This window comes from Acidobacteriota bacterium (assembly GCA_034211275.1).
Lineage (GTDB): Bacteria > Acidobacteriota > Thermoanaerobaculia > Multivoradales > JAHZIX01 > JAGQSE01.
The window spans coordinates 1-19,052 of the sequence record JAXHTF010000006.1; the positions used below are offsets into that span (position 1 = coordinate 1).

Annotated in this window: 15 protein-coding genes and 3 tRNA genes; 10 read left to right on the forward strand and 8 right to left on the reverse strand. The window is 66.0% G+C overall.

The features are described 5' to 3' along the window. Nucleotides 1-76: 76 nt before the first annotated feature. From SX243_02210 to SX243_02230, 5 genes are all read right to left on the reverse strand, one after another. A complete protein-coding gene (locus tag SX243_02210) occupies nt 77-664 on the reverse strand; it encodes a hypothetical protein (protein ID MDY7091767.1) in 588 nt (195 codons plus the stop codon). Then, the gene (gene tilS, locus SX243_02215; GenBank protein ID MDY7091768.1) at nt 661-2,208 is read right to left on the reverse strand and encodes a tRNA lysidine(34) synthetase TilS; all 1,548 of its coding nucleotides are present in this window, start codon (nt 2,206-2,208) and stop codon (nt 661-663) included. Before tilS ends, SX243_02210 begins: the two co-directional genes overlap by 4 nt. Next, nucleotides 2,208-2,284 (reverse strand) — tRNA-Met (locus SX243_02220). The genes tilS and SX243_02220 overlap by 1 nt, the downstream gene beginning before the upstream one ends. A gap of 295 nt (nt 2,285-2,579) precedes the next feature. Next, nucleotides 2,580-2,930 (reverse strand): metalloregulator ArsR/SmtB family transcription factor, encoded by a 351-nt coding sequence (locus SX243_02225; GenBank protein MDY7091769.1) that lies wholly within the window; start codon nt 2,928-2,930, stop codon nt 2,580-2,582. Between the two features lie 525 nt (nt 2,931-3,455). Further along, a complete protein-coding gene (locus SX243_02230) occupies nt 3,456-4,061 on the reverse strand; it encodes a superoxide dismutase (GenBank protein ID MDY7091770.1) in 606 nt (201 codons plus the stop codon). 279 nt (nt 4,062-4,340) lie between these two features. Between SX243_02230 and SX243_02235 the strand changes: the two genes are divergently transcribed. From SX243_02235 to SX243_02250, 4 genes are all read left to right on the forward strand, one after another. Beyond that, a tRNA-Val gene (locus SX243_02235) sits at nt 4,341-4,417 on the forward strand. A 179-nt stretch (nt 4,418-4,596) separates the two neighbouring features. After that, nucleotides 4,597-4,673: transfer RNA gene (locus SX243_02240), tRNA-Asp, on the forward strand. A 275-nt stretch (nt 4,674-4,948) separates the two neighbouring features. Continuing rightward, complete coding sequence (locus SX243_02245; GenBank protein MDY7091771.1) at nt 4,949-7,417, forward strand: serine/threonine-protein kinase; 2,469 nt, start codon at nt 4,949-4,951, stop codon at nt 7,415-7,417. Continuing rightward, nucleotides 7,395-9,404 carry a sigma 54-interacting transcriptional regulator gene (locus SX243_02250; GenBank protein ID MDY7091772.1) on the forward strand — a complete coding sequence of 670 codons (2,010 nt, stop codon included), beginning with the start codon at nt 7,395-7,397 and terminating at the stop codon, nt 9,402-9,404. Before SX243_02245 ends, SX243_02250 begins: the two co-directional genes overlap by 23 nt. Before the next feature lie 105 nt (nt 9,405-9,509). Here SX243_02250 and SX243_02255 read toward each other — a convergent pair whose 3' ends face one another. Beyond that, entirely contained in the window at nt 9,510-9,887 is a 378-nt protein-coding gene (locus SX243_02255) for a hypothetical protein (protein ID MDY7091773.1), read from the reverse strand. Between the two features lie 426 nt (nt 9,888-10,313). Here SX243_02255 and rpmG point away from each other — a divergent pair, with 426 nt between their 5' ends. After that, nucleotides 10,314-10,469, forward strand: coding sequence for a 50S ribosomal protein L33 (gene rpmG / locus SX243_02260; GenBank protein MDY7091774.1), 156 nt, complete (start codon nt 10,314-10,316; stop codon nt 10,467-10,469). A 136-nt stretch (nt 10,470-10,605) separates the two neighbouring features. Here rpmG and SX243_02265 read toward each other — a convergent pair whose 3' ends face one another. Further along, nucleotides 10,606-12,048 (reverse strand): sulfatase, encoded by a 1,443-nt coding sequence (locus SX243_02265; protein MDY7091775.1) that lies wholly within the window; start codon nt 12,046-12,048, stop codon nt 10,606-10,608. Between the two features lie 375 nt (nt 12,049-12,423). On the opposite strand from SX243_02265, the gene SX243_02270 reads away from it, so the two are divergent. The 3 genes from SX243_02270 to SX243_02280 all read left to right on the forward strand — a co-directional run bounded on the left by SX243_02270 (nt 12,424) and on the right by SX243_02280 (nt 15,570). Further along, nucleotides 12,424-13,122: a sigma-70 family RNA polymerase sigma factor gene (locus SX243_02270; protein MDY7091776.1), complete on the forward strand. Its 699-nt coding sequence runs from the start codon at nt 12,424-12,426 to the stop codon at nt 13,120-13,122. A gap of 48 nt (nt 13,123-13,170) precedes the next feature. Next, on the forward strand, nt 13,171-14,121 hold the full coding sequence (locus SX243_02275; protein MDY7091777.1) for a histone deacetylase: 951 nt from the start codon (nt 13,171-13,173) through the stop codon (nt 14,119-14,121). 234 nt (nt 14,122-14,355) lie between these two features. Further along, nucleotides 14,356-15,570: an Ig-like domain-containing protein gene (locus tag SX243_02280; protein MDY7091778.1), complete on the forward strand. Its 1,215-nt coding sequence runs from the start codon at nt 14,356-14,358 to the stop codon at nt 15,568-15,570. A gap of 375 nt (nt 15,571-15,945) precedes the next feature. On the opposite strand, the gene SX243_02285 is transcribed toward SX243_02280, so the two are convergent. Continuing rightward, complete coding sequence (locus tag SX243_02285) at nt 15,946-17,574, reverse strand: S41 family peptidase (GenBank protein ID MDY7091779.1); 1,629 nt, start codon at nt 17,572-17,574, stop codon at nt 15,946-15,948. Nucleotides 17,575-17,651: 77 nt separating this feature from the next. Here SX243_02285 and SX243_02290 point away from each other — a divergent pair, with 77 nt between their 5' ends. Together SX243_02290 and tatC are read left to right on the forward strand one after the other, a co-directional pair. Next, nucleotides 17,652-18,053, forward strand: coding sequence for a twin-arginine translocase TatA/TatE family subunit (locus SX243_02290; protein ID MDY7091780.1), 402 nt, complete (start codon nt 17,652-17,654; stop codon nt 18,051-18,053). Between the two features lie 212 nt (nt 18,054-18,265). Then, a complete protein-coding gene (gene tatC / locus SX243_02295) occupies nt 18,266-19,009 on the forward strand; it encodes a twin-arginine translocase subunit TatC (GenBank protein ID MDY7091781.1) in 744 nt (247 codons plus the stop codon). The last annotated feature ends 43 nt before the right edge of the window (nt 19,010-19,052 follow it).

Consider the following 19,052-nt stretch of genomic DNA (forward strand, 5'->3'; position numbering starts at 1 on the left):
AGAGAGTTTTGAGCGTGGCAGAATTCAATGGTCGATTTCCTTGTCTGATGGGGCGCCGCCAGCGGCACCCGGGCGATCAGGAGAGCTGCCCGATGTAAGGCAGGTTTCCGTAGCGCCCTCGATATTTCATACCGTAGCCTACCAGCCTCTGGACCTCCGGGGGGGCGGTAAACAGACTGTATTCGGCTTCGAACTCGGTGGTGCGTCGTGCGGGGACGTTGACCAGCGAGATCGTACGCACCCGCTGGGCCCCCTGTTGCTCGAGCTGTTCCACTAGATAATTCTCGATCACGCCGGTGGCGGTGACGTCGCGCAGCAAGAGGATGTCCGCGCCCTGCACCTGGAACGGGATCGGGTAGTGCAGCTCTTTGATGCCGTCTCCTTCGCCTTCGGTGCTGTCCACGTGGATGAACTCGTAGCGTAGGTCGTTGCCGATGCTGCGCAGCAGGTCGATGAGGAATTGCACCGAGCCGCTGAGCAGAGAGACGACCAGCGGGTCGTCGGCGTCGAGGCTCAGGAGGTGACGCCCGGTGGCGCCGATGCGGTCCCGGATGGCGTCAGCGCCATACAGCCTTTCTACAGCCTGGGTTCCAGGAGGCTGGGTCTCCGCGGACTGCCGATCCGATCCGTCGGACCGGCTGCTCGAATCTTTGCGCGTGTTCATGCGGGCTCCACCTCGAAAATCCATGGGTTTCCGCCGTCCCGCTTGCGGAAACGCTCGTCGACGGTAACCCCGACAACCCATGCAATATTTCCGCCAATGCATAGGAGGGGGAGTTGATCGCGTTGCGAGCGCGGGACTCGGCGATCGATGAGCACCTCCTTCAGCCGCTTGCGGGTGCTCGATCCGGCGGGCTGGACGCGGTCGCCGGGGCGGCGATTGCGGATCGTGAGCCGATCCCCCGGTACGAGTACCAGCCTTGCTCGCGCGGTCTGCGGGGCGCCGAGGGATAAATCCCCAGCTTCTGGGCCCGTCGGCGCCGGGCTCTCCGCCTCCGCGGCCGCGGACCCTCGACACAGCCGAATGCGCACCGCCAGCTCCGGAAGGACCCGTTCGTGAACGGTCTCTTGGAGCTCGGCCTGCTCGGGCTCAGCGTGCGTGGGGCCGACCTGCGAAGGGGCGGCCGATGGGACCGCTGCTTCGGCCGGAACTTCCAGAGTATAAGAGAAAGGTGGTGTTGGAGGTGGGGCATGTCGAAGAGAGAGCCATTCTCCTTGCTGCTCCCAACGCCAGCCGCCCCCGCAATCACAACCCACCTGCCGCCCCGCCGCGAGCTGGCGCCGGAGCTCTTGAAGAGCGGCGGCGCGGGCGGGATACGGGCTGCCGGCCCGGCGGTGGAGCAGGGCCAGGGCGGGGGCGAGGAGCTCCGGCGGCAGGGCCTGCAGTCGCTGTCGGCGCACCGCCACTCCGCGAAAGGCCTGGTGGGGCTCGAGAGCCTGTTGGAGAAGAGGGTCGAGACGGCGGCGGGCGCCCTGGGCGGCGTCGGCGAGGCGGGCCAATCGCGGCACCAGGTTCGGCGATCGGCGCGCCAGGTGGGGCAGGACACTGTGGCGTAGAGCGTTGCGTGGCACGCGGAGGTCCTGATTGGTGGGGTCGAGAATCGGCTCGAGCCCGCGGGCGGCAAGGTACGACCGCAGGTCGTGGCGATCTTGGCCCAGCAGTGGCCGCAGCAGAGTGCCCCGACGGTGCCGGATTCCCGCCAGTCCTTCGATGCCGGTGCCGTGGAGCATGCGCAGGAGGAGGGTTTCCGCCTGGTCGTCACGGTGGTGGGCGGTGAGCAGGAAGCGGGCATCGAGGGCGCGCCGCTGAGCTTCGAGGAAGCGGTAGCGCAGCCGCCGCGCCGCGGCCTCCGGGCTTTCCCCAGCGTCGGCGGTTTCGTCGTTCGCGCGGTGGCCGAGGCAGAAGGGGACGCCGAGCTCCTCGCTCAGCTCCTGAGCCCGCCGGGCGCGGTGCCGGGAGTCGGGGTCAAGGCGATGATCGTAATGGGCCGCGAAGAGCTGCAGCTTCGGGGTGGCTTGGTCGTCCGGGAGATTCGGGCGTTCCGCAGCGAGCTCGGAGAGGAGGGCGAGGAGGGCCGTGGAATCGGGGCCGCCGGAGAATGCGACGAGGATGCGCTGGCCGCAGAGGGCCGGCGTGTGGAGGCGGAGCTGGCGGAGGAGCCGGCTCCGGAGGTCGCTACTCCGGATTGCGATGGTGGATACCGGAATGGTGGCGGTGAAGGGACTTGAACCCCCGACACAACGGTTATGAGCCGTTTGCTCTAACCACCTGAGCTACACCGCCTTGTTGTTTGATGGGCCGTGACGAAGCGCGGACCCCGTGGAAGAGAATCCACGACTCTCGCCCGGAGGGCTTCCCCCAGACGGATCCTGGAGTATAGCGCTGTCGTCAGGGGAAGGCTAGTTGGGAAATGCAAAGACGCCGGAGCTGCGGGAAAGAGGAGGGTGCTATCCCGATGCTCCGGCGGTCGGATGCTTGGTGTCGGCGGCTGAGGGCCCTTCGGTTTGGAGATCCTACTGTTGAAGACCTAGCTCCCCTGGATCCCCGGCGCCTGGTCGTCGCCGCGTGGCCGTCAGGCTCAGCGCAAGGAGTGCTGGCAGCTGCGGAACTGGCCGAAGAAGCTGCGCATGGACGTGGACAGGGCCTCGTCGTTGAGCCGGTAGATGACGTTCTGCCCCTGACGCTGATCCACCACCAGGTCCGCTTCCTTGAGCACGGAGAGGTGGCGGGAAATGGTCGGCTGGGAGAGGTTGAAGTTGCCGACGATCTCGCCAACGGTCCGCTGGTTGCTCTCCAGTAGGCGCAGAATCTCCTGTCGCGTGCCGTCGGACAGAGCCTTGAAGACCTTGGTCAGGTGCTTCCGCGGGGCGGGGGTCGGAGCCGGCGGTGTCTGGATGCTGTGAGCTTCTGCGGTGCTGATGGCGGTCATGGGTGTCTCCTCCTTGGCTTCGGTGGTCGTGCAGTCAACGGCTGCTCGATTCGCTCTTCATTTGCTGCTTGATCTGCGTCTCGATGCTGCTCAATCCATCTCGGATCGTTGTAATCATAGAGAGACTCTATTGAAAATACCTTGAACATGCGCTCAGCTCGGTTGTCATTGGTGCTCATTCGTTGAGCGGAGTCGTGCAAACTTCTGTATATTCAAACTTTACCCCGAGGCTGGATGCCGGCGTCGGGGCGGATTTGTCCATGAAATCAAGGGGATTGCGGGCTTCTGGTGTGCAGTGAGTGAGCGGAGGAAGCTCTCGGAGGAACTTTCCTGCGGGTAGAGCCTGGGATGGCCTTGGCTGGGCTGTGGGATGTGACTCGGGGGGTAGGAGGCGTAGATGATGGCCACCCGGTGGCAGAGGGCCCTCGAGAGAGGCAACAAAAAAAGGGCTCCCGTGGTGGGAGCCCTTTTCATTTCGAGCCCGTTGGGCCCGGCAGGTTGGCTAGCAGCCCGTGCTGAACGAAATCAGCCGGCGTTGGCGAAGTTCTTGGCCACCTGATCCCAGTTGACCACGTTCCACCAGGCGCTGACGTAATCCGGCCGGCGATTCTGGTAGTGCAGGTAGTAGGCGTGCTCCCAGACGTCGAGGCCGAGGATGGGAGTCTTGCCATCGGTCAGGGGGTTGTCCTGGTTGGCGGTGGAGGTGACGGCGAGCTTGCCGCCGTCCACCACCAGCCAGGCCCAGCCGGAGCCAAAACGGCCACCGGCGGCGCCAGCGAAGGTCTCTTTGAATTTGTCGAAGCCGCCGAGGTCGCGCTCGATGGCCGACGCCAGGTCACCGCCGGGGGCACCACCGCCGTTGGGGCTCATGGTGGGCCAGAAGAGGCTGTGGTTGAGGTGGCCGCCACCATTGTTGCGCACCGCGGTGCGGATGGACTCAGGCACGCTGGAGAGGTTGGCGATGAGGTCTTCGACGCTCTTGCCGGCCAGCTCGGCGTGACCTTCCAGGGCTTTGTTGAGTTTGTTGACGTAGCCCTGGTGGTGCTTGCCGTGGTGAATCTCCATGGTGCGCGCGTCGATGTGGGGCTCGAGGGCGTCGTGGGCGTAGGGAAGGTCTGGGAGGGTGAACATGGGTATGAAGGCTCCTTCCTATGAGGTTGCTTTGGTGTGTCCGAAGCAGCCGGAGCGGTTAGGCCAGCCGGGCTGCTTCACCATTCTTGCATGAAAACTTCATGCCACCGAAAGAGCGCCACGTCGCAGCCGGCCGCCTCCTGGTCGGAATCCGTGCCGGCCCTCGCTGGCGATCGCCGTCTCGGAGGATTCCCAGGACTCAGACCAGGACACGACACTCCCGGACGGTGTCATTGACTTGTTCTAAGACGGCGGTTACCATTGGCGGCTCTGGCGGCGGGGAGGTTAGCTCAGCTGGTTAGAGCACCTGCTTTACACGCAGGGGGTCGCGGGTTCGAATCCCACACCTCCCACCAGGGCAACCTCCCACCGAGCTTTGAGGCCACCAAGCCTCCTGGCGACGGGCTTCAACGGCTTTCGAGGCGTTGAGATTTCGTCAGCGAGGGGTGGAAAAGGAAAAATCGGCCGGCCACGAGAAAATTGTGGCATCTCGCCGAGACCTTCTGATAACCTCTGCCGCCGCTGGAAGAGACGCGGGGTCGTAGTTCAGCTGGTTAGAATGCCGGCCTGTCACGCCGGAGGTCGCGGGTTCGAGTCCCGTCGGCCCCGCCATTTATCTCTTCCTTCCCAACCTGCCTTTCTCTCAGACCGATTTTCATCCCGTCAGGCCGTTCCGGTCTTCTCGGTCTCCACGCTCGTCAGTTTCGTACGGCTTCCGCAGAAGCAAAGTCTTCGGACGGTGACGGTAGATCTTGCAAGGATCGCCAAATCTTTTCGCGACGCTGCTCGTAGAATCTGTTCAAGACACCGCCTTTCCTCCCGGGCTCCGTTGCTGCTCCTGACGGCCAGCGGACGGCGTCCCTGTGGGATCGGTCTACTGCGAATCCATGAGCCATGACGTCACAGAATCCCTAGGCCCTCTCCCTCCTCGGCCTGGAAAGGACGGAAAGGAGCCCTCGCCGGAAGAGGTTCGCGGTCTCTCCCTCGGCCGCTACCTTCTCCTGGAATCCTTGGGACAGGGCGGCATGGGAGTCGTGTTCTCGGCCTTCGACCCGGAGCTCGACCGCAAGGTGGCGATCAAGGTCCTGCGCGGTGATCTCCTGCAGTCGGAAGTAGCGCGCGCTCGGCTGGTGCGGGAGGCCAAGGCCATCGCCCAGCTGGCGCACCCGAATCTGGTGCGGGTCTACGACGCCAGTGCCGTAGGGGACCAGTTCTTCCTGGCGATGGAGCTCATCGAGGGGCGGACCTTGGCCCAGTGGCTGGCGGAGAAGCGCCGATCCTGGCGCGAAGTGGTGCGGCTCTTCCTCGACTTCGGCGAGGGGCTCTACGCCGTTCACCAGGCCGGCTTGGTTCACCGCGACGTCAAGCCTTCCAACGTCATGGTGACGGAGGACGGCCGCGGCGTGCTGGTGGATTTTGGTCTCGCCCGGCTGGTGGACCGAGCCGTCGAAGATTCGTTGTCGGAGGATTCGGCGGGGACCTCCGAGGGCAGCGCCAGGCTGCTGGCGGCGCCGGTGACCCAGCAGCACGGCGCCGTCGGAACCCCGGCCTACATGTCGCCGGAGCAGCGCCGCGGCGAGGCCGCGGATCACCGATCCGATCAATTCTCCTTCTGCGCCTGTCTCTACGAGGCTCTCTATGGCCGGGCTGCTTTTTCTGTAGAGAGGCCGGACCGCTCCGGGCAGGAGGGGGACGAGAGAGCCTCCGGCGCCCGGGTTCCTCGTTGGCTCCATCGAGTGTTGCAGCGCGGGCTGGCTGAGGAGCCGGGCCAGCGTTTTGCGTCTTTGGCAGATTTGCTGTCGGCGTTGCGTCGGGATCCGGCGCGGCGCTGGCGATGGGCGGCGCTGGCGGCGGGATTCCTCATGATCTTGGGGGCCGTGGCCTGGAGCTCGTATCGATTCGCAGATCCCGGGCAGCTGTGCCAGGGCGCGGATGCCAAGCTGGCGGCGGTTTGGGGAGAGTCGGCGCAGAGCGAATTGCAGAGCTCCCTGCTGGCTTCCGGCTCTCCGATGGCGGAGTCCGCTTGGAATTTCGTGCAGCGCTCTCTGGGCGACTACACCGAGCGCTGGCGGACTTCGCGGATCCAGGCTTGTGAAGCGACGCGCCTGCGGGGGGAGCAGTCGGAGGCGATGCTCGACCTCCAGGTGGCCTGCCTGGATCACCGGCTGCTCGAAGTGCGGGCCGCGGTGGATGTCTTGGGAGATCTGGAGGCTCCGGATCTGGGGCGTGTGCCGGCGGTGCTGCGTCTGCCGGCCCTGGAAGGGTGCAGCGATCTGGGGGCTCTGATGGCGTTGAAGGCGCCGCCGGCGGATCCTGCGATTCAGCAGCGGGTGGAGGTCTTGCGGGAAGAGGTCGCGGAGCTGCGCGCGCGCGCCCAAGCCGGACAGCTGGAGGAGGTCATCGACCGGACGCCGGAGGTGCTGGCGGAGATCGACCAGCTGGGCTATGAGCCTCTGGCGGCGGAAGCTCGTCTGGAGCTGTCTCGGAGCAAAGTCTTTGGCGGCGACCTCACGGGTGCCCGGGAGATGATGTTGGAGGCGGTGGAGCTGGCTCTGGAGAGTCGCCATGACGAGGTCCTGGCCAACGCCTTGATCTTCCTGGTGATCAACCGGCGATTCGCCGGAGATCTCGAAGGGGTGGAACATTGGAGCCGGCTGGCGCGGGCGGCGGTGGAGCGCCGATCCCGCCCTGATCTCGAGGCGGGCTTGGAGTTTGCCCTGGGCATGGTGGCCAATATGAAAGGGGAGCGAGCTGCGGCGATAGAGCACTTCCAGGCATTCTTGGAGCATCCGGAAGGCACGCTTCATTCTCCGTATCAGGCGTATCACAACATCGCCATCGCCTATCTCGGGGCGGGCGAGCCGGAGCGCGCCGCCGAGGCTCTGGAAACCAGCCTTGCCCGGCAGCTGGAGGCAGGGTTGGAGCTGAGCCCGGATCGCGTCCTCTCGCTGGCGCTGCTCAGCCAGATCCGCAAGCGCCAAGGGCGCTACGAGGAGTCCCTGGAGATCCTGGAGCGGGCCCTCGCCATCGGTGAGAGAGCCCAGCTCCAGGATGCTCGTCTGACCAAGCTCCGCGGCGAGCTGGGTGACCTTCTGGTGACCATGGGGCGGGCCGAAGACGGGGTCGCTCCCCTCGAGACCGCTATGGCGGCGATGAATGCTTCCGAGGCCGATCCGTTCGACAAGGCCTTGATGCAGTTCGCCCTCGGACGGGCTCTCTACGAAGCGGGGGAGGACGTGCCCCGGGGACTGGATTTGGTGCGCCAGGCCTTGGAGACTCTTCGCTCCCTCGGAGACCGGGCGGCGCCGCAGGTGGCGAGAGGAGAGCAATGGCTTGCCGGTCGGGAGGGCCCATGATCGAGGTGGACGGGTGACGGCCCAGGGAGCCCGCCGCTGGACCCTGCGCGGCGTGGTGGGCGGCGAAGAGCGGACCTTCCTGCTGGGCTCGGGAATCAACCGCGTCGGCTCGCGGCCCGGCCGGGGGGTGGTCCTGGCGGAGCCCGGCGTCTCGAAGCGCCATGCGCTGCTCTTGGTGGACGGCGACCGGGTGACGGTGGAGGACCTGGCCAGCAAGAATGGCACCTTCGTCGGAGATCTTCGAGTGGATAGCGCCGAGCTGGGGGCCGGGGAGGCTGTGCGCTTCGGCCCGGTGGAGCTGACCCTGGATCCCCTGCCCGCGGACTTGCTGGCTCTGGACTTCGGGCTGGCTCTGGACTCCGGGCTGGCTTTGGACTCCGGGCTGGCTTTGGATTCCGGGCCGGCCGCGGACCTGGGCGGCGGCTCTCTCGGCGAGGGGGCCAGGCAGCGACGAGAAAGCTCGGCGGCTTTCGAGACCCCTTTCATGGGAGAGGCGGAGCCGGCGGTCTCCTGGGGGCGGGAGGGGGAGGGCCTGGTGGCTCTCGCCGCGTTCACGTCTCATTTGCCGCTGCGTTCCGGTGGCTCGCTGGCGCCGGCCCTGGCAGCGCTGGCAACCAGGCTCGGGGCCGCCGGCGCGGCGCTGCTGGACATGGCACCGGGGACGCCGCCGGCGATCCTCGCCGCCTCCGGCCGGCCGCCGCGGGAAGCCTTGGAGGCCGTGGGCGAGCAAGGGGGTGAGCCCGGTACTGCAGACGCCAGACGAATCTCCGCGGCGTCCGGTGGAGTTTGGATCCTGGGCGCCGTCGAAGCACGATCTTCCGCCGAGCAGCGTCGGGTGGCGGCCTTGTTGTGGGGCGGCGGCGATCCCAGCGCTGGCTCCAGCTCTACCTTTGTCCTCAGCCCGCATCTGGCCTGGTGGGACTTGCTCCTGGCTTGGGCCCGGCGGAGCCTTCCAGAGATGGACTCAAGAGAGTTCTCGGTCAATGCGCGTCCTGCCGGGAGCTCGAGACTGGTCGTTCCCGAAGGCTATCTGCGGGGTTCCTCGCCGGCGGCGGAGCGGCTCTTCTTCGAGCTCGCAGCGGTGGCGCCATCGGATCTGCCGATCCTGGTGGTGGGGGAGACAGGGGTTGGCAAGGAAGGGATTGCCCGCACAGCGCACCTCTCTTCTCGCCGCCGCAAGGGCCCGTTCGTCGCTCTCAACTGTGCCGCCATCCCGTCGGAGCTCCTGGAGGCGGAGCTCTTCGGCATCGGCAAGGCCGTGGCGACGGGGGTGAGTGAGCGGCGGGGACGCTTCCAGCAGGCGGAGGGAGGAACCCTCTTCTTGGACGAGGTGGGCGAGATGTCGCCGGAGCTCCAGGCAAAGCTCCTGCGGGCGCTGCAGGAGCAGGAGGTGACGCCGGTGGGCGGGCGGCCGGTGAACGTCGACGTGCGGGTGGTCGCGGCCACCAATATCCGTCTGGCGGAGCGGCTGGAGGAGGGCAGCTTTCGCCGCGACCTCTACTATCGCCTCGCCGGCTGCGTACTGCGGGTGCCGCCGCTGGCGGAACGGCGAGAAGACATTCCCGCATTGGTGGAGCACTTCCTGCGCCGAGCGGTGGAGGAGGCGGGGCAGGGTGTTCGAGGTCTGACGCGGGAAGCTCTGGAACGGCTGGTGGAGCATTCCTGGCCGGGCAACGTGCGCCAGCTTCAGCACGTGGTGCGGCGGCTGGTGCTGCAAGCGGCCCACGCCCAGGTGCTCGACGGCGCCATGGTGCAGGGGGCGTTGGCGGAGGATCTGGCGGAGTCCGGAGCCGGTGGGGTCAGGGAGGTCGCCGGCGGGTTGCCGGAGGAACTCGACCTCGATGCCCTGGAGCGGCGGGCCATCGTCCAGGCTTTGGAGCGCTGCGACGGCAACCAGACCCGCGCCGCGGAGCTGCTGGGAATCAGCCGCACGGCGCTCTATCGGCGGCTGTCCAAGCATGGGCTGGAGGCCGAGGGCGGCGAATAGTCCCAAAAAACCAATAGCCCCAAACAACCCGCGGCCAAGCCTCCAAGAATGTTGAAGGCTCGGCCGCGGGTGGCAGAGGAAGAGGCGTTCAGCTTCGCCGGTGGATCAGTAGCAGTTCAGCTGCCGGGTCACGAACATGTACTCCGAGCAGAAGTGCTTGTCCGGCGCATGGGTGAAGGCGTCCACCGGGCCGATGTAGCCAACGCAGTAGTAGGTGTACTGGAGCCCGCACTCGATGTACTCGGGGTTGGTCTTGCCCATGCTCACGAGGCAGGCGTTGATGTGCTCGCCGGAGAGCTCCGCACAGGCTTCCTCGGAGGCGGTGTAGAGCTGCCCGTGGAAGATGAACTGCATGTCGATGCAGCTGTCGTAGAGATCGGCGGCATCGTCCCAGCAGTCGGCGGTGGCGGGCACCGCCGCCAAACAGAGCACGAGAGCGACGGCGCTGAGGAGGACGCGGGTGGGAAGGGAGGTGGAAAACATGGTTTCTCCTTTGCTTTGCCCGGACCTTGGCCGTGATCGGCAGCGGCCGGGGGCGTTGATGGGAACCGGCGGGAGCCGATTCAAGGTCGAGTTGCTTTCCTAAATGGCAAGGGTGATGCCAGCTTGCGCCGGGAGTGCGAGTAGTCCTAGTAAGCCTCTTCTAATCAGTGCTTTGCGCTGCTTCTGCTGTGGGCGAGGTCGGTCCCGAGGGGCGGTTGGGCGTGGAGAGGAGAGCTTTCGCCGCGCGATTCCGCACGGGGCTGTGCGCGGAATCGGGCAGCTGGGGGAGCACCGCGGCCGCCGGAGGCGGGCTTGACGGATGACTGGGGAGTGGGGTAGCTTCTACGATCTGCGAGTTCGGGGCCGTGGGTCGCCGAGCTGCTCCCCAACAGCGACGATCAGGCCAGACCTAGGAGATAAGCAGCCATGCGCGACAAGATCAAGCTCGTTTCCACCGCCGGCACCGGCTACTTCTACACCACCACCAAGAACAAGCGGAACTCCACCGAGAAGCTGGTGCTGAAGAAGTACGACCCGAGAGTCCGCAAGCACGTGGAATTCAAAGAAGAGAAGATGCGCTGAGGGCGGCAAGCCTTTCAGCGATTCGAATCGCCCACGATCCGAACCCGGGCGGTTCAAGAAAAACGGCGGCGTTCCCGAGAGGAACAGCCGCCGTTTTTTCGTGGGGGCGGATGGTTGCGGGGGGAAGGGGAGCCGTTCAGTTGGCCACGTACCCGAGGCTGCGTAGCTCTTCCTTCAGCTCCTCGGGGATGTCCTGGCGCTCGGTGCGCTGGGCGAGGCCGGCGAAGCGCTGGCGGATGAGGGTTTGGAGCTCGGCGACCCGGGCCGGGTGCTGGGTGGAAAGATTCTCCTGCTCGAAGGGATCCTCGGCCAGGTTGTAGAGCTCCAGCGCCTCGATGGGGTAGAGGTCCGCCGGCCCGCCGCCGAAACAGAAGGGGGTGAGCTTGTCGGGATTGACCACCAGCTTCCAATCTCCGCTGAGGACGGTGTGGATCCGGGTGTCGCCGTATTCGGTGTAGGCGGGCTTGCCGGCGCCGCCGCGCTGGGGGCGCTCCAGGTAGGGGCGCAGGGACAGGCCGTGGGCCTCCTCGATGGGCGGCAGTCCCAGCAGATCCAGGATCGTCGGCGCCACGTCCGTCAGCTCCACCGGCTGGCTCACCGCCGAATCCGCCGGGATCAAGCCCGGAGCCACGAAGCCCAGGGGCACGTGGAGCGAAGACTGATACACCGAGCACGCGTGGTAGAGGTAGCCGTTGTGCTGGTAAAGATCCTCGCCGTGGTCTGAAAGAAAGACGACGAGGGTACGCTCCAGCAGGCCGCGCTCCCGCAGCCCCGCCAGCAGCCGGCCGGAGAGGCCGTCGCTGCCGATGACCGCCGCGTCGTAGATGGCGTCCAGGTGCCGGCGGTCCGCCGCGTCCAGCTCTTCCTTTTCTTCCATCACCCGGTCCAGGCGCCACTTTTTGGGGATCAGGTCCCCCTGATAGTCGGGGTCGAGCTCTCGGGCTGCCAGGTCACCGCCGTTGTAATACGGCGAATGGGCACCGAAATAATGCACCCAGAGGAAGAACGGCTGCTCTCGGTCGAGGGTGTCGCTCCACTCCAGCGCCCACTGCAGGGTGCGACCGTCCCGGCCCTGGCTGCAGCGCAAGGCATCCCAGCCGCGATGGCCGGCGCGGCACATATTGCTCAGGAAGGCCGCGGTTTGGTAGCCGGCGGCGTCGAGGCGCAGGGGCAAGGTGGGCAAGTCTTCGGGCAGCTCGTAGCCGTTCTCGAAGACCCCGTGGCCGCTGGGGTAGAGGCCGGTGAGCACCGAGGCGAGGGACGGCCAGGTGATGGACCGGGGAGCGGAGGCCTGCTGGAAGCGCACGCCGCCGGCGAAGAGCTCGTCGAGGGCCGGGCTGGTGGTGCGTTCGCCGTAGCCATAGGCGTTGAGGCGGTCGGCGCGCAGGGTGTCCACCGACAGCAGGAGCACGTTCCACCCCTCCGCCGCCCCGGCCAGTTCGGCGGGCGTCGTCGCCGTGGCGGTTTCTGTTCCACCGGCCTCGCCGGAGGGGCTCTCGGTGTCGGAAGAGCCTGAGGGAGATCCGCAGGCCGCCATCGCGAGCAGCATTCCCGGCAGCGCCAGCATCGTTACCAGCATCCGGAACGACTTCAGAGTAGAGCGCCAAGATGAGGTGCCCGGAGATGAAGAGCGATGGTGGGAGGGTGCGAAGAGATTCATCGAAGGCCTTCCGGAGGTGTGAGAGCGGGTGGATCGTGCCGGCTGCCCTGGAGCGAACAACGGCTTCGGGAAGAGGGATTCTAGCAATTTGGCAGGAGTATGGGGCGGGCTGCTCGCCGGCTCGGGATCCCCGGCGGATTTCATCGAAGCGGCATAGACGTCACTTATGGTATCTTCTGAGAGCTTACCGTCCGTTCCCCTTGCCGCCCAGAGCTTCTGGGGCTCGCGCCTTCCGCCGTAGTCCACGGCTCCTGCCGATCCGCACCTCCACTCCCTCGACGAGAGGAGTGGACGATGATTTCCGACCCTACCTGTGAGCTCCTGCGCCGCTGCGGCTACGAACGGCTGTGGCATCGCTCTGCCCAAAAACCGCGCTCTCCCCAGCAATCCTGCGCCTGGGGCGAGCTGGTGCGCGTCTTCGATCCCCTGGTGCGCGGCTGGATCCGCTCCGCGCTGCTGGTCGAGCGGGGCAGGATTCCCGGCCGAGGAGAGGTGGAGGAGCTGACTCAAGATCTCTACTGTCGCCTGCTGGCAGATGAAGGCCGCCGTCTGCGGGAGTTCCGCGGAGTTTACGCCGGCCAGGCTCACGCCTACCTGCGCACCACCTGTCGGCGGCTGGTGTTGGATCACCTGCGGCGGCGTTCGGCGCTCAAGCGTCGTGGCGGCGCTCATGGAGAGCGGCGGGTGCGGTTGTCCACGCCGCTGTCCGAGGTAGCTCTGGACTCCACGGAAGATCCGGAGGCGCGGCTGCTGGCTCGGGAGCGGCTGACTCAGCTGGCCCGCTGCTGTCGGCGCCTGACCACCCACGTACTGCGGCCGCGACGCAATCGCGCGATCCTGCGGTTGGCGTTGTTGGAGGGATGCTCCAGTCAGGAAATCGCCCGGCGTCTTGGGGAGAGCTTGAGTCCTAGCGCCGTCGATACGGTGATCAGCCGGCTGCGCCGAAAGCTGGGGCGCCGGGGATTTCGCCTTGCCGGCCGGGGGCCCGCATGAGGCGGTGGGACTCGCAGTTCGTCTGGGGATCGTCTATGATGCCACCCCATGATTCGAGTCTTCACCGACCCTCGTTGCCTCGAGCATTCCTCGCCGGCAGGGTTCCCGGAGGTGCCGCGGCGTCTTCAGGGGATCCTCGACGAGTTGGAGCAGCGTGGACACCCGATGGTGCGCGAAGCCCACCACGAAGCTGCCGACGAGATGGTGCGGGCAATCCACGATCCGGCCTATGTCGACCGCTTTCAGCGCTGTGTCGCGCGGGGCGATGGACTGCTGGATTCCGCCGACAATCCCCTGTCTGCCGGTACCTGGGACGCGGCCTGGGGAGCGGTAGAGACCTTGTTGTCGGCGGTGGATCATCAACTGGCCGAGGGCGGCGGGACCTTTGCCGCCGTGCGTCCGCCGGGGCACCATGCGGAGCATGCCTTGGCCATGGGTTTCTGCTATCTGAACAACGTCGCCGTGGCAGCGGAGTACTTGCGCCGTCGCCACGGGATGGAGCGCGTCGCCATCTTCGATTTCGACGTCCACCACGGCAACGGCACCCAGCACCTATTCGAAGAGCGGGGCGACGTGCTTTACGCCAGCACGCACCAATTTCCCTTCTACCCCGGTACCGGCGCGGCTTCGGAGCGTGGCCGGGGGGCTGGAGAGGGAACGACGGTGAATGCGCCGCTGGCCGCCGGCAGTGGTGACGACGAGCTGGAAGCGGCGGTGCAGGAGATCATCCTTCCGGCGCTGCGGGAGTACCGGCCGGAAGCGCTGCTGCTCTCCGCCGGTTTCGATGCCTGGAAAGGCGATCCGCTGGGAGGCCTGGCGGTGAGTCGAGACGCCTTCCGCCGTCTGGGGCTTCAGCTGGCGGAGCTGGCGGACGAAGTCTGTGGTGGCCGTATGGTCTCGGTGCTGGAAGGCGGCTACGATTTGGAGGCTTTGCCGTCCCTGGTGGCAGGCTACCTGGACGGCTGTGCAGGGCGGGAGGAGAATGGCGCCCAGTCGTGAGGGCGAGAGTCGGGATGGAAGCGCAGCCCGAGAATGTTCCACGGGCGAGTGGGCTCCATGGACCAGTGGGCTCCACGGGCGAGCGGCCATTCATTGACTTTTGAGTATAACGGGCGGTACACTGCCGCGAAAAGTTCATGTAAGACTTGAACCAGCGCTGTCGATGTGACGGATTCTTCTAGCTTTTTCGAGGATCAACGGTAGCCGTCAAGAACGCGGTTGGAGGTGCAGGACATGAAGCGCATCACTCTTTTGGGACTCGCCGTTGGGCTGCTGTGGATAGCCAGCCCGGCGTTGGCGGCTGCCCCCTTCGGCTCCTTCGGCGGTATCGCCGGTGGTGGTAACGGTGGCGGCGGCAATCTTCCGATCCACGGTTGGTGTCTGGACGACGATGGCGTCGCCTCGGTAGACATCTTCGTTGATGGCCGGATCGTCGGCCGGGCGGACTACGGGCGCCGGCGCACCGGCGTCGAGAACCGCTATCCGTCGTTCCCGGATTCGGCGGCGGCGGGTTTCGGGTTCAATCTCGACACCACCCGCTACCACAACGGCCTGTACACGGTGCAGCCGCGCTGTCGCAGCCTGACGGGGGAGATCACCTTCCTGCCCGCCAAGCAGCTGCAGTTCACCAACACGGTGCTCAATCTGGCGCCCTTCGGCAGCATCGGCTTCCCGCCGCGCAATGCCGACCTCTTCGGCGACTGCAACAACTTCAGCACGCTGTCGGTGGTGGACGGTTGGGCGCTGGACGCCGGAGTGGAGATTGGTGACGAGGGCATCGGCTATCTGGAGCTCCTGGTCGACGGTTCGATCCTGGCCAACACCCGCACCGACTGCTTCTTCGACGAGGCCAGTGGCTTCCTCTACAACTGCGCCGGTCTGGTGCGCCAGGACGTGGAGCGGGCTTTCCCCGGCTACAAGGACTCCCCGCGGGCGGGCTTCCGCTTCGCCCTCAACATCGGCGCGTTGATCGACTTCGGCTTCGTCCGGGGCTTCCACGTACTGACCATCCGGGCCGGGGACATCTCCGGGCAGGTAGCCAATATCGCCGAGATCCCGGTCTTCTTCAGCTGCCGTGCCGACGAGCCGGACGAGGCCGCTTTCGGTCAGATCTTCATGCCCAGGAACGGCCAGATCGTCAACGACACCGTCGTCTTCAACGGCTGGGCCCTGGATGCCGCCGGGGTCGAGCGGGTCGAGATCTGGGTGGACGGCGAGAAGGTCGGCGACGCCTTCTACGGCGCCATCCGGCCGGGCGTCAGCGCCCGCTACCCCTTCCCGAACTACCCGGACAGCCCGGCGCCGGGCTGGTCGTTCACCCTCGACACGTCCCAATTCGCGGACGGCCCGCACAATGTGCAGGTCTTCGTGGTGGACATCAACGATCCTCCGGGCTTCAAGGTGCTGATCGGCGAGCGGAACTTCCGCGTCGACAACATGGGTTTCTAAAGACGGGGAGCTTCTGAAGACAGCTCTTCCCCGCTAGGGAAGGCTACGGGGCCCTCGAGGCCTCGAAGAAACAACCGGTTCGCTACGGCGGACCGGTTGTTTGCGTCTGGGGCCAACAAGTGGGTACCACCTTCTGATCAGGCACTGATAGAGGTTGGCGAGGCCCCGCTGGAGAGGGGGGCAGGAGCGTTTGGGCTCTCGCTCCAGGCGTGGTGGGTTCCGCCGCTGGAGCAGCGGAACCAGGAATCTCTTTCGGCTAGAAGCTAGCGGATCAACAAGTGGGTACCACCTTCTGGCCCGCCTTCTGGCCCGGCAGGGGAACCAGGAGTGATTTGCTGGCGGCGGTGGGGTCCGGCCGGATCGTTGAAGCCGGGCTCAGTCGCGCTCGAGGGCGGCGCGGCGGTCGATTTCTTCTTGCAGGTCTTGGCGGCTGGCGAGGAGGTCACCGGCTTTGCCGAAGAGCTGCAGGCCGCGCTGGATCTGGCGATCACCGCGGGAGAGAACCTCGTGCCAGGCGTCCTGGCCAAACTCGGAGTTGAAGACCTCGGCGTGGATCTGCCGCAGGATGTAGTCGGCGGTTTCCGGGTCCGCGAGGTTCTCCTCCAGCTCTTGTTCACCGCCCCACTCTTTGCCTTCGATCCAGGTCTCGAAGTCCCGGATCATCTTCGGTGACGGGGTCCAGCTGCGGTCGGGGATGTCGTGGGTGTTGCTGTACTCCACGGCGAAGTCGAAGAAGGCGTTGCGGGTGTGGAGGAATTGGAGGAAGGGGGAGACCTCGTCCAGCTCCACCAGGATGTCCGGGGTGATCCCGCCGCCGCCGTAGACCTGGCGGCCCAGGTCGGTGAGGAAGGCCTCTTCACCCTCCGGCGGCTGGGAGAGGATCAGGTTACCGTCCTCGTCGGTATCGGTGTTGGGGTTGTAGGCGTAGTAGTCGTAGGGCGAGCTGTAGTCGCGCTGGATCAGGCGTCCCGAGGGGGTGTAGTAGCGGGCCGTGGTGAGGGCGACGCCGGCGCCGTAGGAGAGGGTGTAGACGGTCTGCACCAGGCCCTTGCCCCAGGTGGGGGTGCCGGCGATGATGCCCATATCGTGGTCCTGGATGGCGCCGGCGAGGATCTCGGCGGCGGAAGCGGTACCGCTGTTGACCAGCACCACCACCGGGATGTCGAGGGACGGGTGCTCGCCCTCGGCGAAGAAGGTCTGGTGCGAGTTGCGGGTGCGCCCGCGGGTCTCGACGATCTTGCCGCCGTCGGGCACGAAGAGGTCGCCGACCTCGATGGCCTGGTCGAGGAGGCCGCCGCCGTTGTTGCGCAGATCGAGGAGCAGGCGCTGCATCCCTTGTTCTTTCAGCCCGGTCAGCGCTTCCGCCACCTCTTTGCCGGTGCCGCGGTTGAAGTCGGTGATCCGCATGTAGCCCACCTCGGGGGTGAGCATGTAGGAGTGGCGCACGGTGGTCAGCGGAATCTCGGCGCGGGTGACGGTCATCTCCAGCGGGTCGGAGAGGCCGGCCCGCAGCACGGTGATGGTCACCTCGGTGCCCTTGGGACCTTTGAGCAGGGAGACCGCTTCGTCCAGGGATAGGGACTCGGTGGATTCACCGTCGATGGTGTCGATGATGTCGCCGGCGCGGATGCCCAGCCGCGACGCCGGACCGCCTTCGATGGGGGTGATCACGGTCACCCGGCTGCTGCGCAGACCGATGAGGATGCCCAGGCCGTAGAAGCTGGAGCGCTGGCGCTCCCGCATGCCCTCGTAGGCGCGGGGGGGCAGGAAGTTCGTGTGGGGATCGAGAGTGCGGGTCATGCCGGCGATGGAGGCGTAGACCAGATCCCGATAGGTGACGTCCCCGCCGTAGTTCTCGTGGGCCTTGGTGAGAAGCTCGGTGTAGAGCCTCATGGAGTCCCGGGTCTCGGCGGTGAGGGCCTGGAGGTGGGTAGCGTAGAGGCCGCCCACGACGAGGCTGAGGACGAAGACGAGGATGGAAAAATTGCGCCAGGCTTTCATCATGGTGGGCATCCTAACATCGGGATTGGTCAGCTTGACTTTCCTGTTCTACCGCCGGAAGATGCTTCGCGGGAGAACTCATGTTTGGTCTTGGATTTCCGGAAGTCGCGTTCATCATCGTCTTGGCCCTGCTCATCTTCGGCCCCAAACGGTTGCCGGAGCTGGGGCGCACCCTGGGCAAGGGGCTGGGCGAGTTCCGGCGCGCTTCCAACGATCTCAAGCGCACGTTCAACGCGGAGCTGAGCCTGGACGACGACGAGGAGCGGCCGGCTTTGTCTCGCCGTTCGCTGCGGGAAGGCGACTCGCCGGCGGAGCCTCGGGTCCGGAACGCTCCGGACGAGAACTTGCCGGATCTGCGGGAGCCACGAGAGCCGAGAGAGGGGCGGGTCGCCCGCGGCTCGGTGACGCCTGCCGACTCCTCCCGGACCGACGGCGAGGGCTCTAGCTCCCCCGACAGGGCTCCCGACGCCGACGAAAGCTGAGCGGCCCGCCACGCCTGAGAGCTCATCCCATTGATTTCCTCGCACCGATGACATCCGATCCGCCCAAGCCCCCGGACCCATCTCGACCGGACCGATCTGCCCAAGACCGGTCTGCTCCAGGCCGGTCCCTGTCGGCCAAATCCAAGCTGGAGGACTCTCAGCTTCCCGCTGTCCCTCCCGACGGCGGCAATGGCGACGAGGAGCTGCCGGCGATGTCGTTGGTGGAGCACCTGGAGGAGCTGCGGGGGAGGATTTTCCGCTCGTTGATCGCCTTCGCTCTGGCGTTCATGGTGTGTTGGACGTTTCACCGCGAGATCTTCAACTTCCTCAAGGCCCCCATCGAACCCTATTTGCCCGGTGATCAGAAGCTCAGCTTCTTCTCGGTCAGCGAGCCGTTTTTGCTCTATTTCAAAACGGCGGCCCTGGCGGCGATATTCCTCGCCTCGCCTTATTTCCTCACCCAGCTCTGGGGCTTCGTGTCGCCGGGGCTGTACCAGAAGGAGAAGCGCTACGCCGTTCCCTTCATTCTGGTCAGCACCTTCTTCTTCCTCGCTGGCGGTGCTTTCGCGTACTTCGTAGCCTTCCCCTTCGCGGTGGAGTTCCTCCTCGGCATGGGCGAAGAGTTCCAGGCGGTGATCGCCGCGAGTCAGTACCTGCGCTTCTTGATGACGGTGATTCTGGGCCTGGGGCTGATGTTCGAGCTGCCGGTGTTGATCTTCCTGCTCTCGATGCTGGGGCTGGTGACTTCGAGCTTCCTGATGCGCCATTTCCGCTGGGCGGTGCTGATCATCTTCATCGCCGCGGCGGTGATCACGCCGACCCCGGACATCGTCAACCTCTGCCTCTTCGCGGTGCCCACCATCCTGCTCTACCTGCTGGGCACGGGGGCGGCGTGGATGGTGGAGCGCTCCCGGCGCAAACGCCAGGAGGAGGCGGAGGAGCCTTCCGGGGATTGATTCTCCTGGTCGGCTAGTGTCCCAGTTTGAACTCGCTCAGGCC